The sequence below is a fragment of the Reyranella sp. genome (assembly GCF_965228225.1).
In the GTDB taxonomy this organism is placed as follows: Bacteria; Pseudomonadota; Alphaproteobacteria; order Reyranellales; family Reyranellaceae; genus Reyranella.
Map to the genome: position 1 here is coordinate 1,038,688 of NZ_OZ245801.1, position 18,540 is coordinate 1,057,227.

General features: G+C 67.6%; 17 protein-coding genes. 11 read left to right on the forward strand and 6 right to left on the reverse strand.

Annotated elements, in window-relative coordinates:
• Positions 1-66: 66 nt before the first annotated feature.
• From ACO07K_RS05045 to ACO07K_RS05055, 3 genes are all read left to right on the forward strand, one after another.
• Complete coding sequence (locus ACO07K_RS05045) at positions 67-576, forward strand: RNA polymerase sigma factor (RefSeq protein WP_422034805.1); 510 nt, start codon at positions 67-69, stop codon at positions 574-576.
• Positions 577-611: 35 nt separating this feature from the next.
• The gene (locus tag ACO07K_RS05050) at positions 612-1,646 is read left to right on the forward strand and encodes a FecR family protein (RefSeq protein WP_422034806.1); all 1,035 of its coding nucleotides are present in this window, start codon (positions 612-614) and stop codon (positions 1,644-1,646) included.
• A gap of 111 nt (positions 1,647-1,757) precedes the next feature.
• Complete coding sequence (locus ACO07K_RS05055) at positions 1,758-2,594, forward strand: FecR family protein (protein ID WP_422034807.1); 837 nt, start codon at positions 1,758-1,760, stop codon at positions 2,592-2,594.
• On the opposite strand, the gene ACO07K_RS05060 is transcribed toward ACO07K_RS05055, so the two are convergent.
• Together ACO07K_RS05060 and ACO07K_RS05065 are read right to left on the reverse strand one after the other, a co-directional pair.
• Positions 2,591-3,430 (reverse strand): class I SAM-dependent methyltransferase, encoded by an 840-nt coding sequence (locus ACO07K_RS05060; protein WP_422034808.1) that lies wholly within the window; start codon positions 3,428-3,430, stop codon positions 2,591-2,593. The two genes, ACO07K_RS05055 and ACO07K_RS05060, sit on opposite strands and share 4 nt — an antisense overlap.
• An 82-nt stretch (positions 3,431-3,512) precedes the next feature.
• A complete protein-coding gene (locus tag ACO07K_RS05065; RefSeq protein WP_422034810.1) occupies positions 3,513-4,421 on the reverse strand; it encodes a DUF1194 domain-containing protein in 909 nt (302 codons plus the stop codon).
• A gap of 132 nt (positions 4,422-4,553) precedes the next feature.
• On the opposite strand from ACO07K_RS05065, the gene ACO07K_RS05070 reads away from it, so the two are divergent.
• From ACO07K_RS05070 to ACO07K_RS05080, 3 genes are read left to right on the forward strand one after another with little or no spacing between them, the layout of a single operon-like run.
• Positions 4,554-5,762 carry an acyl-CoA dehydrogenase family protein gene (locus ACO07K_RS05070; RefSeq protein WP_422034811.1) on the forward strand — a complete coding sequence of 403 codons (1,209 nt, stop codon included), beginning with the start codon at positions 4,554-4,556 and terminating at the stop codon, positions 5,760-5,762.
• Positions 5,763-5,816: 54 nt separating this feature from the next.
• Positions 5,817-6,755 carry a DnaJ C-terminal domain-containing protein gene (locus ACO07K_RS05075; RefSeq protein ID WP_422034812.1) on the forward strand — a complete coding sequence of 313 codons (939 nt, stop codon included), beginning with the start codon at positions 5,817-5,819 and terminating at the stop codon, positions 6,753-6,755.
• Positions 6,752-7,081, forward strand: a complete 330-nt coding sequence (locus ACO07K_RS05080) for a transcriptional regulator (protein ID WP_422034813.1) — start codon at positions 6,752-6,754, stop codon at positions 7,079-7,081. The genes ACO07K_RS05075 and ACO07K_RS05080 overlap by 4 nt, the downstream gene beginning before the upstream one ends.
• A gap of 309 nt (positions 7,082-7,390) precedes the next feature.
• Here the strand turns inward: ACO07K_RS05080 and ACO07K_RS05085 are convergent, their stop codons facing one another.
• The 3 genes from ACO07K_RS05085 to ACO07K_RS05095 are packed head-to-tail and all read right to left on the reverse strand — an operon-like array spanning position 7,391 to position 9,929.
• Positions 7,391-7,975 (reverse strand): NAD(P)H-dependent oxidoreductase, encoded by a 585-nt coding sequence (locus tag ACO07K_RS05085; RefSeq protein ID WP_422034814.1) that lies wholly within the window; start codon positions 7,973-7,975, stop codon positions 7,391-7,393.
• Positions 7,976-8,034: 59 nt separating this feature from the next.
• On the reverse strand, positions 8,035-9,003 hold the full coding sequence (locus tag ACO07K_RS05090) for a Bug family tripartite tricarboxylate transporter substrate binding protein (RefSeq protein ID WP_422034815.1): 969 nt from the start codon (positions 9,001-9,003) through the stop codon (positions 8,035-8,037).
• Between the two features lie 56 nt (positions 9,004-9,059).
• Complete coding sequence (locus tag ACO07K_RS05095; RefSeq protein ID WP_422034816.1) at positions 9,060-9,929, reverse strand: MBL fold metallo-hydrolase; 870 nt, start codon at positions 9,927-9,929, stop codon at positions 9,060-9,062.
• A 61-nt stretch (positions 9,930-9,990) separates the two neighbouring features.
• Here ACO07K_RS05095 and ACO07K_RS05100 point away from each other — a divergent pair, with 61 nt between their 5' ends.
• The 3 genes from ACO07K_RS05100 to ACO07K_RS05110 are packed head-to-tail and all read left to right on the forward strand — an operon-like array spanning position 9,991 to position 11,651.
• Positions 9,991-10,308, forward strand: coding sequence for an ArsR/SmtB family transcription factor (locus tag ACO07K_RS05100; protein WP_422034818.1), 318 nt, complete (start codon positions 9,991-9,993; stop codon positions 10,306-10,308).
• A 24-nt stretch (positions 10,309-10,332) separates the two neighbouring features.
• Entirely contained in the window at positions 10,333-10,860 is a 528-nt protein-coding gene (locus ACO07K_RS05105; RefSeq protein ID WP_422034819.1) for a rhodanese family protein, read from the forward strand.
• Positions 10,860-11,651: a sulfite exporter TauE/SafE family protein gene (locus ACO07K_RS05110; RefSeq protein WP_422036630.1), complete on the forward strand. Its 792-nt coding sequence runs from the start codon at positions 10,860-10,862 to the stop codon at positions 11,649-11,651. Before ACO07K_RS05105 ends, ACO07K_RS05110 begins: the two co-directional genes overlap by 1 nt.
• Here the strand turns inward: ACO07K_RS05110 and ACO07K_RS05115 are convergent, their stop codons facing one another.
• Positions 11,652-13,937 carry a xanthine dehydrogenase family protein molybdopterin-binding subunit gene (locus tag ACO07K_RS05115; protein WP_422034820.1) on the reverse strand — a complete coding sequence of 762 codons (2,286 nt, stop codon included), beginning with the start codon at positions 13,935-13,937 and terminating at the stop codon, positions 11,652-11,654.
• A gap of 157 nt (positions 13,938-14,094) precedes the next feature.
• Here ACO07K_RS05115 and ACO07K_RS05120 point away from each other — a divergent pair, with 157 nt between their 5' ends.
• Complete coding sequence (locus ACO07K_RS05120; protein WP_422034821.1) at positions 14,095-16,164, forward strand: hypothetical protein; 2,070 nt, start codon at positions 14,095-14,097, stop codon at positions 16,162-16,164.
• Between the two features lie 275 nt (positions 16,165-16,439).
• A complete protein-coding gene (locus ACO07K_RS05125; RefSeq protein ID WP_422034822.1) occupies positions 16,440-18,413 on the forward strand; it encodes a hypothetical protein in 1,974 nt (657 codons plus the stop codon).
• The last annotated feature ends 127 nt before the right edge of the window (positions 18,414-18,540 follow it).

Genomic DNA, 18,540 nt, shown 5'->3' on the forward strand with positions numbered 1-18,540 from the left:
CCGCTGCAGGGAGCGCAGCCTCTGCAAAGTTTGCGAATCATTCGCATCTTAATTAGTGTAGCCGGAATGGCCGAGGTTTGTCGTTACGTCCTCCTGCAGAGCTTCGCCGAGCACCGTCAGGCGCTGATGCGCTTCCTGACGCGTCGTCTCGGCAATCCGGCGCTGGCGGCGGATCTCGCGCACCAGACTTGGTTGCGCGTCGCCCGCAGAGCCGGTGGGCCTCCAGGCGGCGATCCGAGAAGTCACTTGTTCCGCATCGCCTCCGACCTGGCGATCGATCACCAGCGTGAGGGTGACCGGCCCATGGAAGGGGAGGCTCCTGACGGCGCGGCGGTCGGCGCCCTTGGGCCGAGCGTGCCGGCGAACGTCGTGTATCATCGCAGTGAGTTCGCGCGGCTGGCCCGCGTCATCGAGGCCTTTCCGCCGCGTCGTCGCGAGGTGTTCCTGCTTTGCCGCTTCGAAGGTATGTCGCCCACCGATGTCGCCCGGCGGCTCGGTGTCAGCCGTAACGCGGTCGTAAGCCACATGGTGAATGCTCTGACCGCGATCGAGCGCGAGATGGACGTCTCGCCATAAGAGCGGCGCCGATCGCCTCGTCGCCCTGGAGCATCATGCGGCAAAGAGTTCAGGATCCCCTCGTTGAGGAAGCGCTGCACTGGCTCGTCGTCCTGAAGGACAGGAATGCGAGCGCGGCAGATCGCGAGGCTTTCGATCACTGGCTTCAGTTCGATGCCAGCCACGCGGCGGCCTGGGGGCGCGCGCAGCAGGTGTGGATGCGGCTCGACAGGATCGGTCCGGCCTTCCGGGAGCGACCCCAGGTGCCGCGCACGCCGGGCCCGCCCCGCCTGGTCACGGCGCCGGCGACGGGCGCGCCGTCCATACCCGCGCCGGTGCGCGCCGGACGCCGACGTTTCCTCTACGGCGTGGGAGCGATGGCTGCCCTTGCGCTGCCGGCGGCCCTCGTTGCGATGCGAAGCCGTGTGTTCGCCACCCACGCCACACGCGCCGGCGAGCGCCGCACCATCGTCGTGGAAGACGGATCGGGAATCGAGCTGGCTGGCGCGTCGTCCCTCTCGGTCGATTTCACGGGCGACGTGCGTCGGATCGTGCTGCATGACGGCGAAGCCGCGTTCGACATCGTTCAGGATCCCTCGCGCCCCTTCGAGGTGCACGCGGCCTCGGGGTATACGCGCGCCCTGGGGACGGCATTCGACGTCAAGATAAGCGGCGGCCTCGTGGCGGTCGCGGCGACGGAGCAATCCGTTCTGGTGTCCGCCAATGGCGCCGAGCCTGTGACCGTGAACGAAGGCCAGCTGGTGCGCTATGGTCCCAACAGGACCGGCACCGTGCGGGACGCCGATCTCGCCCATGTGGAGGCATGGCGGCGCGACCGGCTGGTCTTCCAGGACACGCCACTCGGAGAGGTGATCGACGACCTCGAGCGTTACCGCGGTGGTCGCATCGTTCTGGCCGATTCGCGTTTGCGCGCGCTTTCGGTGACGGGCTCCTACGCGGCGAGCGAGGCCGATGCCGTCCTCGACTCCCTCGCAAGCTCTCTGCCGGTCCGTGTGATGCGCCTGAGCGGCTTGCTGGTCGTGGTTTCGTCGCGGACCCCGCGGCAGAGGAATTTGCCCGCGGAGCGTTGAAACTTGCCGGCCAGTCCACGGGGATGCGGACGGTATTGCCCACGTAGCCCCTCCATGCAGATGAAGTGCGGTGCGCTCCTTGTGGGTGCAACAATCCTGGTATTGCCCCTGGTGGCAGGAGCGCCCCGCGCAGCGATCGCGCAAAGGATCGGGATCACGTCGGCCGTAACGGGTGATCCGACCGGGAGGCCGCCCGACGAGATCGAGCGGATCCTCCATGTCGGGATCGACGTGACGGCAGGCGAGGTCGTGACGACCGGCGCGACGGATCGCGCTCATCTCCTGTTTCTCGACGGAACGGCCCTGACGATCAGCAATCAGGCTCAGGTCACCCTCGACCGGTTCGTCTACGACTCGGACCAGAAGCTGGGCGATCTCGCGATCACCGCGACGAAAGGCGTGTTCCGCCTGGTCGGCGGCCGGATCAGCAAGAAGACGCCGCTCGTCGTCGTGACGCCATCGGCCACGCTGACCATACGCGGCGGCATCGCGATGTTCAGCGTCGAGCCGACCAAGACCACCGCCACCTTCATGTTCGGTTACGAAATGACGATGACCGGCCAGGGCCGCACCCAGAGCGTAACGGCGCCCGGCTTCCAGGTCAGCACCTTGCTCGGCCAGGCGCCGGGACCGGCAATGCGTCCCGCGCCGGGAAGCCTCGCCGTCAACATGAGCAGGCTCGAAGCGGTCGGGGGCGGGCCCGGCGGTGGCGCGGACAAGGCGGCGACGGCGACCGGCTTCGCCGACTCCAATTCCGGAAAGGGACCGAATGCCGCCGGCCCGGTACAGGGTGGACCGGCACCGCGCGGTCCGGGCCTCGCCAACGGTCCCGGGGGACCGCCGAGAATGGGAGGGCCGGGGTTCGGCGGCGGCGGCTTCGATCCCGGCCTCGCCCCGGCGCAGCTCAATCCCCTGACCGGAGGAACTGCGCCGCGCACCGTGCCCTAGTCCGGTTTCACCGCGACCATGCGAATCCCGCCCAGGTCGCGCCTCAGGATCAGGTCAACGAAGCGGATGTAGGATTCGTGAAAGGCATCGTGACCCATCGGGGTCCCGGCCCGGCGCGCGTCCTCGCGCAGCCGCTGGTACATTGCGAGCCGCTGCTCGAGGATCGGCCCCCATTCGTCCGTGAGATCGGTGGCCGACCGAACGCGAAAGCCAGCTTCGCTCGCAATCTCGCCATATGACGAGAGCGTTTCCAACGGCTGAATGGCCATGCCGTCCCACATGAGCTTCGCGTCCGGCGCCGAGAGTGGCGTGTTGGCGATCCAGTCGGTCATTGCCAGCCGCCCGCCCGGCCGCAGCACCCGGAAGGCTTCCGCCAGGGTCCTTCGCCGGTCCGGCACGTGGCAGAGGGCCTCCTGGCTCACGACGACCTCCACGGCGCCGTCGGGCAGGGGCGCCTCCATCACGTTGCCCTGCCGGACCCGGGCGCTCCCCTGCAGGCCGACCAGCGCAATCAGCTCCTGAGCGGCGGCGACCCGTGACGGCGTCAGTTCGATGCCCGTGACGTCGGCGCCGTAGCGATGGGCGAGGTAGCGCACCGTGCCGCCGAGCCCGGCGCAGAAGTCCGCGACCACCGTGCCGGGAGCGATCGACGCCGCCTGCGCCAGCGCATCCGTTGCGGCGAGGCCGCCATAGTGATCCTGGTCGTGCGGCCAGAGTTCTTCCGGTTTCACGCCATCCAGATGGCCACGCGCGGCCCGCAGCTTGGCCTTGATGATCTCGCCCGACATCGGATGGCGGTCGTAGAAATAGATCGCCTGGGCGGTGGCGTCGGTCATGGGCTCCCCCTGTCGGGATGCCCCGACGATCATTGTTGTTGGAGGGACATCATCCGGATCGCGCCAAACCCGTCAAACCCTCTCAGTCGGGCGTGACCCCGAAACGGCGCTGCCAGAAATCGCGCGACCTGCGCTCGCCCACGTCGCAGCCCAGCTCATATTCGGGCCGCACGAAGCGCGTATAGTCGTCGTCGGCCTTGACCGTCCGGCGGGCGCCGCTGCTGCCCGATTGCGCGAGCTGGACGCCGTCGCGCGCCGCGCCGAGTTCGCCGATGTCGAAGTCGTTCAGCGGGCCGATGTCGGCCACCTCCTGCAGCAGCTTCTTGCGGATGGCGCGGGGGAAATCCTCGAAGCTGCGCGCCACTTCGACGAAGGACCGCGGTCCGCCGGTGACGCAGTGCAGGTAGTACTTGTCGAGGTCGTCCTCGGCCGGGAAGCCGAACGGGTTGGGGCGGCCGTTCATGATCGGCAGGCCGTTGATGATGATGCGCTCCTTCAGCGCGTCGTGGCGGATCTCGGTGACCAGGCCGCCATCGTTGTTCGATCCATCGCCCGATATGTCGAGCACCTTGCGCTCGGCGTCGTAGGGGCTGCGACCGTACATGGGAATGGCATAGCGGATGGCGCCACTGATCGAGGTGCGGCGCGAGATCGAGATCGGGGCATCGGACAGGCGGCGGCTGAAGTCCGCGATGGCGGCTTCCGAATCGAGCAGGGTCCAGTCGATCAGCAGCTTCTGGATCCACGAGTCGGACCATTCGAAATAGGCGACGGCGATGCGGCCATGGTTGCCGCCCAGGATCGCCCTCATGATGACCGGGTCGTTGAAGGCCTCGACATAGCCCTGGCGCTGCAGCCTGGCCTCGTCGGGATCGATGCTGCCGGAGATGTCGATCGCCAGCACCAGCGCGAGGTCGACTTCCTTGCGCTCCTGTGCCGCCGCCGGCAGCGCCAGGAAGAGAAGGGCGATCAGACCAACCAGTCGGGCCACGGCGACCTCCGCGTTCGTTACGCTTCAGACGCAAGAACCATACCGCCCATCGAGCGCTCGTGTCTGCACGCCACTGGACGGGCGGTGGCGGTGGTCGCTAGCCTCTGCGGAACGAGAAAGCGGAGGAAAGTCATGGATCTGGCGCTCAGCAGGGAAGACGAGGACTTCCGCATCGAGGTTCGGCGGTTCCTCGACGAGAACCTCACCGAAGATCTGCGCGAGGCCGGGCGCAAGACGGCCGGTGTGTTCTCGGACTATGCGGCAGGGATGCGGTGGCACAAGATCCTGGCCCGCCGCGGCTGGTCGGCGCCCAGCTGGCCGAAGGAATATGGCGGCACCGGCTGGAGCGCGACCCAGCGCTACATCTTCAGCCGCGAATGCATCGCCGCCGACGCGCCCCGCGTCTTCTCCATGGGCCTGCGCATGGTCGGACCGGTGATCATGAAGTTCGGCACGCCGGAGCAGAAGGAAAAGTACCTGCCGCGCATCGTGTCGGGCGACATCACCTTCTGCCAGGGCTATTCCGAGCCGGGATCGGGTTCCGACCTCGCCAGCCTCAGGACCCGCGCCGAGCGCGATGGCTGCGACTACGTGATCAACGGCACCAAGATCTGGACGACCGGCGCCCATGTTGCCGATCACATGTTCTGCCTGGTGCGGACCTCCACCGAGGGCAAGCCGCAGGACGGCATCTCCTTCGTGCTGATCGATTCGATGACGACGCCTGGCCTCACCGTCGCTCCGATCGTCACGCTGGCCGGCGACCACGAGGTCAACCAGGTGTTCTTCGACAATGTCCGCACCCCCGTCGCCAACCGCATCGGCCCCGAGAATGCCGGCTGGACGGTCGCCAAGTACCTGCTCGAGTTCGAGCGCGGCGGCGACGCCTACACGCCCAATCTCTACGCCCGTCTCGACGACGTGAAGCGCATCGCGCGCGAGGAGGCGGCCGACGGGTCGGGCCGGCTGATCGCCGAGCGCGGCTTCGTCGAGCGGTTGGCGGAGGCGGAGATGGACATCCAGGCGCTGGAGATGATCGAGATGCAGGTCCTGTCCGACCTCAGCCGCGGCCGCAATCCCGGGGCCGTCTCTTCGTCGATGAAGATCAGGGGCAGCGAGACCTTGCAGAAGCTCGACCATCTCGGCGTCGAGGCGCTGGCCTGGTATGCCGCGCCGTTCGAGCCGCAAGCCCGCGAGCTCGGCCACAACGAGCCGACCGTGACGCCGGAGTGGGGCATCAGCGCCATGCCGCTCTACCTCAACAACCGGGCCTCGACGATCTATGCCGGCTCCAACGAGATCCAGCGCAACATCATCGCCAAGGCGGTGCTGGGTCTGTGAGTGCCTGTCACAAAGCTCTTGTAAGCTCGCAATACACGTCACATCTGTAGGGCTATGACAGATCCTTATTCCGTTCTGGGCGTGCCGAGGACTGCTTCCGAGGACGATATCCGGAAGGCGTTCCGCAAGCTCGCCAAGAAGCACCATCCCGACCTCAATCCCGGCGACAAGGCGGCCGAAGCCAAGTTCAAGGAGATCGGCCAGGCCAACGACATTCTCTCCGATGCGGAGAAGCGCCGGCGCTTCGACGCGGGCGAGATCGACGGCACCGGCCAGGAAATGCCGCCGCGCGGCTTCTACCGCGACCAGGCGGGGGGCCGCGGCGGCAAGTACGAACATGCCGGCGGCCACGAATCTTTCGTCGACATGGGCGGTATCTTCTCCGAGATGTTCGGCCAGCGCCGGGGCGGCGGCCCCGGCCCCGGCTTCGGTGGTGACGGCTTCGACATGGGCGGCATGCCCGTCACCTACAGCCTGCGCGTGCCCTTCCTGGTGGCGGCGCGCGGCGGCAAGCAGCGGGTCACGCTTCCCGACGGCAAGACGCTCGACATCGACGTGCCCGAGGGCACGACCGACGGCCAGACCCTGCGCCTCAAGGGCCAGGGCATGCCGGGCAGCCAGGGCCGTCCGGCCGGTGACGCCTATGTCGAGATCCACGTCGACCCGCACGCCTTCTTCCAGCCGCGCGACAACGACATCCATGTCGATCTGCCGGTCACGGTCACCGAAGCGGCGCTGGGCGGCAAGGTGAAGGTGCCGACGGTGGGCGGCGCGGTGATGCTGAACGTGCCGGCCGGATCCAATACCGGCACGTCGCTGCGGCTCAAGGGGCGCGGCCTGCTCGACCGCAAGTCGGGCCAGCGCGGCGACCAGTATGTGAAGCTGAAGGTTGTCCTGCCCGAGGCGCCGGACGACAAGCTCAAGCAATTCCTCGAGGGCTGGGAAGCCGGTCGCGCCTACGATCCACGCAAGGAGATGGAGCAGTTCACATGACGACATTGGACGAACTGCTGCGCCAGCACGGTCAGCTGACGGAAGTCCATGTCGAGCGCTGGGTGTCGCGTGGCCTGCTGCGGCCGGACGGCAGCGGCGACAACTGGCGCTTCGAGCAGATCGACGTGGCGCGTGCGCGCCTGCTGGGCGAACTGGTCGACGAGCTGGGCTTCGAAGAGGAATCGGTCGAGACGGTGGTCGACCTGGTCGACCAGGTGCACACGCTGCGCCGCCAGCTCGACCTGCTGGGCCATGCGATCGCCGAACAGCCTGCGGCAACGCGCGAGGCGATCGCGGTGGCGCTCGACCGCCTGTCGCGGCGCTAGGGTCTTTCCGACGAAGACAGAATCATATCAGTCTTCCCAAACTCACCTCATCCTGAGAGGCTGGCCGGAAATGAATGCAGCCCAAACAAGAGGCTATGAATAGCCCCAATAGCCTCACCCTGAGGAGCATCGCGCAGCGATGCGTCTCGAAGGGTGGGAACGCGCACCTTACCTGTTGCCCATCCTTCGAGACGCCGCGCAAGGCGCGGCTCCTCAGGATGAGGTATGTTCTTGAATCAATTCAAGTCATTTCCGGCCAGACTCTCAGTATGAGGTGGTGTGGGTGAACTCGAAGGGGACGGCGCTAGCTCAGCGCGCGGACCGGCCGAGGGCGCGCACGGTCTCGAAATGGCGGGCCATCGCGGCGGGCTTGGCCGTGGCGACGCCACCGACGATCGTGTCGCGCACCGGCGCGTAGCCCACGAAGCCCAGGATGTTGCGCTTCAGGTTCTTCACCGCATGCGCGCGGAAGTACCACCGGTAAACCAACGCCGGCATGCCCATGGTGACGACGATCCGGGCGCTGCGCCCGGCGAGATGTTTCTCCGGGAAGCCGTTGGGACGATAGGCGAAAGCGAAGCCTGGACGCAGCGCCTGTTCGAAGAAGCCCTTGAGCAGGGCCGGCATGTCGCCCAGCCACAGCGGGAAGACGACCACGAGGTGTTCGGCGCGGCGGATCGCCTCCTGCGCCGCCGCGATGTCGGGCGGCGCCGTGCCGGTCTCGAATTCGCTCTGAGAGCGCATCAGGTCGAACTGTAGCGCCCCGATATCGAGCCGTTCGACTGTGTGCCCTCCCGAGGCCGCCCCCTCGGCATAGGCGTCGGCCAAGGCACCACACAGGCCTTTGCGAGCCGTGTCGGGATGGCCGTTCAGGATCAGGATTCGCTTCCCCATGCACGCGACGCTCGCATGGGGACGACGTTGCTTCCTTGATGTGGATCAGGCGCGATCGCTCATTCCGGCACGACGCCCGCACGCTTCACGGCGTCGCCCCAGGCGGCGCAGCCGGTCTTCATGATCTCGGTCATCTCCGCTGGCGTCGTGCCGGTGGCGATCAGCCCCATGTCGAGGAGCTTCTCCTTGCCCTCGGGAGTCTGCACCAGCTTGCGAATCTCCGCGCTCACCCGTTCGACGATCTCCTTGGGCGTGCCGGCCGGCGCCATGACGCCGTTCCAACCCGTCAGGTTGATCTTGTAGCCGGCCTCCTCGAAGGTCGGCACGTCGGGCAGGCGCGGCCAGCGCTGGGCGGAGGTGACGGCCAGGGGCGTCAGCTTGCCGCCCGCGATCGCGCCGCCGCTGGCGGCGAGGTCCTGGATCGTCATCGGGATGTGGCCGGCCACCGTGTCCTGCACCGCCGGCCCGGCGCCCTTGTAGGGCACGTGCGTCATGTCGAGCTTCTCGGCCTGGTTCAGCATCTCGCCCCAGATGTGCGAGGAGGAGCCGTTGCCGAACGAGGCGAAGTTGACCTTGCCCTTGCGCTCATTGGCCCAGGCGACAAAGTCCTTCACCGATTTCACGCCCAGCGAGGGCGGCACGACCATGGCGAGCGGCGCCAGCCCGTGCTGGGTCACCGGCATGAAGTCCTTGAAGCCGTCATAGGGGATCTTCTTGTAGACGTACGGGTTGATGCACATCATCGACGAGTTGACGTAGACGAACGTGTAGCCGTCGCCCGGCAGGTTCTTGACGATCTCCATGCCGACCATGCCGTTGGCGCCCGGCTTGTTGTCGACGATCACCTGCTGGCCCAGAACGCCGGACAGCTTCTCGGCGAAGTAGCGGGATACGACATCGGTCTGGCCGCCCGGCGGATAGGGCGCGACCAGCCGGATGGGTTTGTTGGGCCAGGCGGCCTGGGCAAAGGCCTGCGAGGCAAACAGGATCAGCGCGCCCGCGAGCGCGCCGACGGATTTCTTGGACATGCGTTTCTTCTCCCTTGGGCGTGGAGCCTAGCGGGAGCGAAACGTCCTGCCAATCGTCAGGCCGCGACGAGTTTCACCGGAATCTTCAGGTAGCTCTGGCCGTTGTCATCGGGAGGCGGCAGGCGGCCGGCCCGGATGTTCACCTGCACCGAGGGCAGGAGCAGCACGGGAGCCGCCAGCGTGGCGTCGCGCTTGGTGCGCATCGCGACGAAATCGACCTCGGCCACGCCGTCATGCACATGGACGTTGCGAGCGCGTTCGTCTGCGACCGTGGTTTCCCAGGCATACTGGTCGCGGCCGGGCGCCTTGTAGTCGTGGCACATGAACAGACGCGTCTGCGGCGGCAGAGAGAGCAACCGCCGGATCGAGCGGTAGAGTGTGGGTGCGTCGCCGCCGGGAAAGTCGGCGCGGGCCGTGCCGTAATCGGGCATGAAGATCGTGTCGCCCACGAACACGGCATCGCCGATCCGGTAGGCGACGTCCGCCGGCGTGTGGCCGGGCAGGTGCAACACCTCGATGCGCAGGTTGCCCAGCGTGAGGACCTCGCCGTCCTTGACCAGCCGGTCGAACTCGCGCCCGTCCTCGCTCACGTCGGCCGCGTTGAAGACCTTCTTGAAGATCCTCTGCACGTCGCGGATGTGCTCGCCGATGACGACCTTGGCGCCGGTGCGAGCCTTCAACAGCGGCGCCGCCGTCAGATGATCGGCATGGGCATGCGTCTCGAGGATCCAGTCGACCGAGGCCTGCCGTTCCGCCGCCTTGGCGAGGACGCGTTCCGCCGATTTGGTCGAGGCCTTCCCGGACTTGTGGTCGTAGTCGAGCACCGGGTCGACGATCGCGGCGCGGTGAGTTTCGGGGTCGGTCACCAGGTAGGTCACCGTGTAGGTCGCCTCGTCGAAGAAGGCGTCGATGAGGGGCTGGGTCATGAATTCCTCCGTTTCCTGATTGACATATATATTAGCAATCGCTAAATTAGCAATACCTAAAATGAAGACCACGCAGACCATCGATCCCAAGGCGCTTCAGGCGAAAGCCGGCGAAGTGGCCGGCATCCTCTCGGCGCTCGCGAACGACCGCCGCCTGCTCATCCTCTGCAAGCTCGTGGAGGTGGGGGAGGCGACCGTCGGCACGCTCGCGGCCGAAGTCGGCCTGTCGCAATCGGCGCTGTCCCAGCATCTCGCGCGCATGCGGGAGGAGGGGATCGTCGCCTTCCGGCGCGAGGCGCAGACCGTCTGGTACCGGATCGGCGACGCGCGGATCGAGACACTGCTGTCGACGCTTCATCGACTCTATTGCGCGGACTGAACGGCCGCGCGGAAAGGATCCATCATGTCTCTGCCAGTCATCGATGCCGCCAAGGCGCGGCAGCTCATCGCCGAAGGCGCCGTCCTGGTCGACGTGCGCGAGGCCGACGAACGGGCGCGCGAGCACATCCCGGGCACACAGCATGCGCCGCTCTCCACACTGCGGAGCGTGGAAGCGCCCGGCGCGAAGGCGGTCATCTTCCATTGCCGCTCCGGCGCCCGCACCGGTGCCAACGCCGCGCGCCTCGGTGAGGCGGCGGGATGCGAGGCCTACCTGCTCGAGGGCGGGCTCGAGGCGTGGAAGCGTGCCGGCCTGCCGGTCTCGGCAGACAGGAGCCAGCCGATCGAGATCATGCGCCAGGTCCAGATCGTGGCCGGCAGCCTGGTCGTGCTGGGTGTCGTCCTCGGCCTCTGGATCGCCCCGCCGTTCCTCGCCGTCTCGGCGTTCGTGGGCGCCGGGCTGGTGTTCGCTGGCAGCACGGGCTGGTGCGGCATGGCCAAGCTGCTGGCCCTGATGCCGTGGAACCGGACGGTACGGAAGGCGCTGGCGTGATGTTTGCCCCGGTCGCGGCGCTCGCCTCGGGCGGTGTGGTCGGCCTTGTCCTCGGACTCATCGGGGGCGGCGGCTCGATCCTCGCCGTCCCGCTGCTCCTCTACGCGGTCGGCATGCCGTCGGCCCATGTCGCGATCGGCACCGCCGCTTTCGCCGTGGCCGTCAATGCCGCGGCGGGGCTGGCGATGCATGCGCGCAAGGCGCCGATCCGCTGGCCCTGCGCCATCGTGTTCAGCCTCGCGGGCGTCGGCGGCGCCTTCGCCGGAGCCGCGCTCGGCAAGGCGATGGACGGGCAGAAGCTCGTCGCGCTTTTCGGTGTCCTGATGATCGTCGTCGGCCTGCTGATGCTGCGTCCCAAGGACAAGGGCGGCAGCCAGTCGGCCTGGCTGACGCGAGAGAACGCGCGACAGCTCCTGCCGCGTCTCATCGTGCTGGGCGCGGGCGTCGGTCTCCTGTCGGGCTTCTTCGGCATCGGCGGCGGCTTCCTGATCGTGCCGGGCCTGATCCTCGCCGCCGACATGAAGCTCGAGGAGGCGACCAGCGCGTCGCTCGTCGCGGTGACCGCCTTCGGCATCACGGCAGCCGGCAGCTATGCCTGGTCCGGCTTGGTCGACTGGCACGTGGCGGCGTTGCTGATCGCGGGCGGCGTGGCCGGTGCGTTGGCCGGCACCAAGGCCAATGCCGTACTGGCGCAGCGCAAGGGCGCGCTCACGAAGCTCTTCGCCCTGTTCGTGATCGCGGCGGGCCTCTATGTCGGCGGTCGCGGCCTCTTCGACCTGTTGCAGGCTTGATCAGCCTCTCTGCAGGGCCGCCCAGACCTTGGCGGCGGTCAGCGGCATGTCGATGTGGCGAACGCCGAGCGGCCGCAGCGCGTCGAGCACCGCGTTGGCCAGCGCCACCGGTGCGCCGTTGGTCGGAAGCTCACCGACGCCCTTGAAGCCCAGCATGTTGTTGGGCGAGAGAGTCACGATCGTCTCGATCGCGAACGACGGCACGTCGTCGGCCCGCGGCAGGGCATAATCCATCAGGGTGCCGGTCAGCAGCTGGCCGCTCGCCTCGTCGTAAAGAGCCTCTTCCATCAGCGCATTGCCGAGGCCGTGCACGATGCCGCCATGCATCTGGCCCGCGAGCAGGCGCGGATTCACGATCGGGCCGCAGTCGGCTACGGCCAGCAACCGGTCGATGCGCGTGGCGCCGGTCTCGGGGTCGACCTCGACCTCGCAGACCATGACCCCGGTCGGGAAGGCTTCCATCCTGTCGGCGAACACCGCGTCGCCGTCGAAAGGCTTCCAGGCCGCCAGCTCGAACAGGCCGACCCGCCGGTCGGTGCCGACGACCTCGAAGGCGCCGTCGCGATAGGCGATGTCCGCTGGCGAGGTCTCGAGCCGTTCGGCGGCGAGATCGCGGCCGCGCTCGATCAACACGTCGGCCGCGCGCTTGAGCGTCGTGCCGCTGATGATGGTCGAGGAAGAGCCGCCGGTGCCGCCGCCGTGCGGGATGCTGCGGGTGTCGCCCTGACGGATCTCGATGCGCTCGACCGGCACGTCGAGCGCGGCGGCCAGGATCTGCGCGAATACGGTCTCGTGGCCCTGGCCTTGGCTCTGCGTGCCGACCCGCGCGACGAGGCGGCCGGCCTCGGCATTCACCACGACATGCTCGTCGGCGATGCCGCCGGTGCCATGAAGGTGGCACGACAGGCCCAGTCCACGCCGCTTGCCCGCGGCTTCGCTCGCGACTCGCCGGGCGGCGAAGCCCGCCTCGTCGGCGGCGCTCAGCGCCGTCTCGAACAGCCGCGTACAATCGGCAGCATCGTAGGTGTAGCCGGTCGCCGTGGCATACGGCATCTCGTCGGGGCGCAGCAGGTTGAGGCGGCGCAGCTCGACCGGCGTGCGGCCGGTCTCGTGGGCGGCGAGGTCGACCAGACGCTCCAGCAGGAACAGCGCTTCGGGCTTGCCCGCGCCGCGAATGGCGTCGACCGGCACGGTGTTGCTGAACACGCAGTCGAAGTCGACCCGGATCGCGGGAATGCGGTAGAGGCCGGAGATGACCTTGGCGAGGCCTGTCGTCGGGATGGTCGGGGCGAACATCGAGACGTAGGCGCCGTAATTGGCCTCTGCCTTCACGCGCAGGCCGATGAAGCGGCCCTCGGCGTCCAGCGCGAGGTCCGCCGTCGCCGCGAGGTCGCGGGCATGGCTGTCGGCCAGCGCGAGCTCGCTGCGCTCGCAGGTCCAGCGCAGCCCCCGCCCGAGCTTGCGCGTCGCCCAGGCGATCAAGGTCGATTCGGCATAGATCGGATATTTCGGCCCGAAGCCGCCGCCGACATCCTCGGTGATCAGTCGCAACTTTTCCTTTGGGACGTGGAGCACCCGCTCGCACATCAGCCGGTGAGGGACCTGCACGCCCTGCGAGGAGAAGGTGACGGTGACGAGATCGTCGCCGGCGTCGTAGTTCGACCAGGCGGCCCGCGTCTCCATGTAGTGCACGATCTGGCGCGGCGAGCGGATCGAGAGCGTTGTGACATGCGCCGCCCGCGCAAACGCGGCCTCGGTTGCCGCGTCGTCGCCCTTGCCCCAGCGGCACATCAGGTTGCCCGGCACGTCGTCGTGGACCAGCGGCGCACCGGGCGCGAGCGCCTGCGCCGCCGTCACGACGGCGGGCAATTCCTCGTAGTCGACTTCGAGCAGTTCGGCGGCGTCACGCGCCTCGTCGATCGTGCCGGCCACGATCATCGCCACGATGTCGCCGACATGGCGCACCTTGCCGGCCGGCATGGGCAAATGCTCCGGTTCGCGATGGCGATTTCCGGCCGCATCCTTGATCTCGCTGATGGCCGGCATGTGGCCGAGCTTGTCGGCCAAAACATCCTGCGCGGTGTAGATCGCCTGGACGCCGGGCGAGGCGAGGGCGGCCTCCCCATCGATGCCCAGGATCCGGGCATGCGCATGCGGCGAGCGCACGAACAGCACGGCCAGCGCGTCGGCCGGTGCGGTATTGTCGGCATAGCGCCCGCGACCGGTCAGGAACCGCTGATCCTCGCGACGGGCGATCGAATGACCGAGCTTGAGGGGTGCGTTCATCGGGACCGAGCGGCCCGAACCGGAGTGCGGCGCCGACGCGCGCAGGTTGTCGTAGTCTTTGCCACCAAATACTCTCAGTCGTTCGTTAACGAGCTTTATACACTGGTTCCCGCGGCCGGCATCGATGATGAAATCTAGGCTTTGGATCAAATCTGCCTTGACGATGACCCTGGCGCTATTCTGCGCCGCTCCCGTGGGGTACGCGCAATCGCCGACCGGCCGGACGACGCTCAGCCGGGCAATCGAGCTGATCGACGCGCATCTCGAGAAGGCGCAGCGCGGGACGGATGCCGACCTGAAGCGGCGGATGCAGATCGAAGCCTATGTTGCGCTGCTGTCGCTGCCCTCGACGCACCGGCAGTATGAGGCGGCGGACTGGTTGCGGGTGACGCGCGAGCCGCTCGAACCGCTGTCCGGCGACAAAGAAGTGCTGGGAACCGGGATCGATGAGGCGATGGTACTGGCGGACGAGCGCAGCGATCTGCAGCGGGTATACCTCATCGACCGTCAATACTATGGATCGTCCTCCGGCCGGGGCGTGGAGCGGCAGTATTTCTGGCAGGTCATGCGCGCGAACGACCCCGATGCGATGACGTGGCTTTTTCAGTCGATGCAGCCTGCGATGAGCGAGCGTGGGGGCGCCACCCATCGCGACATTGCCATCAACTGGTTGTGCCAACGGGGTTACAGGTCTCTTGCCCGGACCGTCGCGATCCGGCTCACCGAGCCTGAACTCGACGGCGTGATGGGCCTCAAGCTCGCAGCTCTCGGTGCTGCGGCGGAGGCCGAGCAGCGGGCGGACCGGACCATGACCCGGACGACGCGAGGGGCGCCCGAAGGCCCGGAGATCCTGGTCCGCCTCGCCCTCATGGCGAGCCGTCGCGGCGACAGCGGTGAGGTGGAGCGTATTGTCCGCAAAACCATCGGAGCGATCGAGCCGCGCCGGTTCCTTCCGGGTCCTCTCGTCTCGAAAGAATACGGCGATTGCGACTGGAATCTCGCTCGTAACTTTGCCTACCGTTGGCAGGAGCGCAGCGTCAACTGGCTGACGGCCTACAGGCCCCCAGACGAGCACCGCGATGTGTCGTGGTCGGCTTCTCAGCTCGTAGTCCTGGCGGAATCGGTTGCCGGCGCGAGCGCCGGGCCGCGTTCCGTCGAATTGATCGACCGGCTGATCGCCATCTTCGACGAAAGCGCGCGTGAGAATGGCATCGATATGATGAACGCCGCGATCCTGGCGGGCGACCCGCGAAGTGTCCTCGCCAGCCTGAACTGGGGCGCAGTCTCCTGGTATGGGTCGAGGCAGTCGTTGATGCTCGCTCGTGCCGTGGCGGGTGGGGCAATCGACGATATGGTCGCCAGAGCGTTGAGCCTCGAATGGGCCATGCAGTTTCTCGCAACCTATCCGCAATCGGGTCTTGCACGACGATTGATCACGCTGGCCGAGCCCGAACGATTGCTGATCCATCGGACAAACCCGAGGCTGGCGGCGACACTTCAACTCATCGCGTTGATTGTCGAGGGAAAGGGGGCAGAAGCGCATGCGCTCAGAGCCTCCGACTCTGCTGCGGCCTGGCTCGATGGCTGGCGCCTGACGTACCTCATCGAAACCCTGGAGAACGCCGGCCTGCGCGCTCAGGCTGTCGCCGCGCTCGATGCCTATCTCATGGTGTTTCCCGAGAAGGATCGCGCCGTGGTTCGGCTGCTGATGCTGCAAGGACAGTCCGACAAGGCCAAGGCGATGCTGCGCGAGTTCGCGGGCAGCGATGTGAGCCCAGGGGGCGGCTTTTCGGAGATCTTTATCGGAGTCATGCTGCTGCGCGAACTGGGCGACGTCTCCGATATCGCGACCTTCATGCGCCTGGGTAGCGGGAGCGATCCGCGAAAGGCATCGGAGCGCCTGATCGAAATCGTGGATGCCTTCGCCTGGGACGGCGCGGCGCCCGAGATTGAAACAGCGATGCGCCAGCTTCCGCCCGAGTTGGCGAATTTGTCGCCGACGGATGCCGCCTGCCTGCGTGACACGCTGGAGGGGTTTCTGGCGGTCGCGTTGTCGCGGCGGGGCGATCTCGAAGCCGGCATTCGTCTGGTCGCCGACCGGAGCCTCGAGCAGCGAAAACTCTGCTGGCCGGGCGAGGGAAGCTTCAAGGGCTATCACAGCGAGCCGATCTTCGACGTCCGTTATCTGGTGCAAGAATGGGCCCGCCGTGGTCATGCCGCGCCGTAGTGCGCGGCACAGAAGATATGGCGACCGGGGCAAGGCTCCTGGGCGCGTTTGCCGATGTTCTCGTGGTCATTGCCACCAAATGCGCGCAGTCGTTCACTAGGAACCGCGGCAGAAAGGTCTCACAGCCAGCATCGACGATGAAAAGCAGGACTTGGAATAGAATTGGCGTGGTGGTGGTAAGTCTGGCGCTCTGCGTCGGCGCGCCATCGTTTGGTCGGGCGCAGGCGCCGCCAGAGAGCGCTGCGGATCGGACGAGGCTTGCCCGGGCGATCGAGTTGATCGACTCGCATCTCGACAAGGCGCAGCGGGAGACGAATGCCGACCTGAAGCGGCGGATGCAGGTCGAGGCCTATCTGGCGCTGCTCTCCCTGCCGTCGACCCATCGCCAGTACGAGGCCGCCGACCGGCTGAGGGCGATCGACGAGGCGCTGGCGGAGAAGGCTGCGTCCAGCGATCGCGAAATCATTGAAGTCGGCATGGCCACGGCCAGGACGCTGGCCGAGGAACGCGACGACCTGCAGCGCATCTTCCTGCTCGACCGGCAGTATTCGGGCCTGTCGTCCGGCGAGGGCGTGAACAAGCAGTATTTCCTGCAGCTCATGCGCGCCAACGACGCCGAGGCCATGAGCTGGTTCTTCCAGTCGATGCAGCCGGGCGTCGGCGAGGTCGCGGGAATCGTCAACCGCAGCGTCGCCATCGACTGGCTGTGCCAGCGCGGACACCGGTCGCTCGCACGGCAGGTGGCAACGCGCCTGACCGCGCCCGAACTCGACGCCGCGATGGGGCTGAGGCTGGCCGATCTCGGGGCCACGGACGAGGCCGAGCAGCGTGCGGCCGGCAGCATGACCCAGACCACGCGCCGCGCCCCGGCCGGTCCGGAGATCCTGGCGCGCCTGGCCGTCATGGCCAGCCGGCGCGGCGACAGTGCGGAGGTCGAGCGTCTCGTGCGCAAGGTCGTCGAGGCCGTCGAGCCGCGCCAGCTGTCGCCCGACCGCCGCGTGTCGGTCGACTATGGCGACTGCGACTGGACGCTGGATCGCGGCTTCGCGCGGCGCTGGCAGGCGCGCAGCGTCTATTGGCAGTCGGCCTTCAAGCTCTCGGCGCAACCCGGCGGCACGCCCCTGGGACAGCCCTATCTCGTGGCCCTCGCGGACGCGGTGGCCGGGGCGACGGCGGGACCTGCCTCCGTCGAACTGATCGAGCAGTTGATCGCCGTCTTCGACAAGAGCGCGCGCGAAAATGGCATCGATCTCACCAATGTCGCGATCCTGGCGGCCGATGCCCAGACCGACATGGCGCGCCGCAACAATGCGCCGGCGCTCGCCTGGCACGGCGCGCGGCAGTCGCTGATCCTCGCGCGCATGGCGGCGGGCGCACCGATCGACGACGCGGCGGCCAAGGCGCTAAGAGTGGACTGGGCCGTGTCCTTTCTGGCGATCCATCCCCGCTCGCCGCTGGCGCACAGACTGGCCGGGCTGGCCGGGGCCGACCGCGAGACCCTGGATCGCATCAACCCCAGACTGCGGGCGCAACTCCAGTTGATCGCCCTGGTGCTCGAAGGCAATGCCGTCGATGCCCGGGCGCTGATGGAAGCGGAGCCGGCCACGGTCGACCTCGACGCCGGTCCCATCCTCCACATCATCGAGGCGCAGCAGAATGCCGGTCTCGCGGCGCGCGCCGCAGCTTCGCTCGATGCCTATCTGCACGTCTTTCCGGGCAAGGACCTTCCGGCGCTGCGGCTCCTGCTGTTGCAGGGCCGGGTCGACAGGGCGAAGGCGATGTTGCGCGACTTCGTGGCCGGCAGCGCCGGCGCCTTCGGCGTCTCCGACATCTTCGTTGGCGTCATGCTGCTGCGCGAGTTGGGCGACCGGACCGACGTCCCGACATTGGTGGGCCTGCGGCAGGGCGTCGACGCGCAGGAAGCCAGCCGCCGCCTGGTCGAGGTGGCCGATGCGCTCGCCTGGGATGGCGCCGCGGGCGAGATCGAAGCCGCGACCCGTCCGCTTCCGCGCGAGCTGGCCCAGCTGCCCGCCAAGGACGCCGCCTGCCTGCGCGACACGCTGCAGGGATTGCAGGCCGTCGCCCTGGCGCGGCGCGGCGAACTGGAAGCGGGACTTCGCCTGGTCGAAGGGCGCAGCCTCGACCAGCGCCAGTTCTGCTGGGTCGGCAAGGGCTACGACAGCAAACCGATCTTCGACCTCCGCTTCCTGGTTCAGGAGTGGACCCGCCGCGGCCACGCGGTGCCGTAGTCTGATTTGCTTCCCCATTCAGATGGGGAAGTGCCCCGTCCTACGGGGCGATGGGGTCATGCTGATGTTGCGAACCCTCTGACCCCTCCGCCCGCGAAAGCGCGGGCACCTCCCCATTTGAATGGGG

Bases quoted from the DNA above. Each gene is read 5' to 3' on its own strand.
- ACO07K_RS05070 (WP_422034811.1), top strand. From the start codon at position 4,554: ATGGATCTGGCGCTCAGCAGGGAAGACGAGGACTTCCGCATCGAGGTT.
- ACO07K_RS05050 (WP_422034806.1), top strand. From the start codon at position 612: ATGCGGCAAAGAGTTCAGGATCCCCTCGTTGAGGAAGCGCTGCACTGG.
- ACO07K_RS05045 (WP_422034805.1), top strand. From the start codon at position 67: ATGGCCGAGGTTTGTCGTTACGTCCTCCTGCAGAGCTTCGCCGAGCAC.
- ACO07K_RS05085 (WP_422034814.1), bottom strand. From the start codon at position 7,975: ATGGGGAAGCGAATCCTGATCCTGAACGGCCATCCCGACACGGCTCGC.
- ACO07K_RS05060 (WP_422034808.1), bottom strand. From the start codon at position 3,430: ATGACCGACGCCACCGCCCAGGCGATCTATTTCTACGACCGCCATCCG.
- ACO07K_RS05095 (WP_422034816.1), bottom strand. From the start codon at position 9,929: ATGACCCAGCCCCTCATCGACGCCTTCTTCGACGAGGCGACCTACACG.
- ACO07K_RS05075 (WP_422034812.1), top strand. From the start codon at position 5,817: ATGACAGATCCTTATTCCGTTCTGGGCGTGCCGAGGACTGCTTCCGAG.
- ACO07K_RS05105 (WP_422034819.1), top strand. From the start codon at position 10,333: ATGTCTCTGCCAGTCATCGATGCCGCCAAGGCGCGGCAGCTCATCGCC.
- ACO07K_RS05110 (WP_422036630.1), top strand. From the start codon at position 10,860: ATGTTTGCCCCGGTCGCGGCGCTCGCCTCGGGCGGTGTGGTCGGCCTT.
- ACO07K_RS05090 (WP_422034815.1), bottom strand. From the start codon at position 9,003: ATGTCCAAGAAATCCGTCGGCGCGCTCGCGGGCGCGCTGATCCTGTTT.
- ACO07K_RS05115 (WP_422034820.1), bottom strand. From the start codon at position 13,937: ATGAACGCACCCCTCAAGCTCGGTCATTCGATCGCCCGTCGCGAGGAT.
- ACO07K_RS05080 (WP_422034813.1), top strand. From the start codon at position 6,752: ATGACGACATTGGACGAACTGCTGCGCCAGCACGGTCAGCTGACGGAA.
- ACO07K_RS05100 (WP_422034818.1), top strand. From the start codon at position 9,991: ATGAAGACCACGCAGACCATCGATCCCAAGGCGCTTCAGGCGAAAGCC.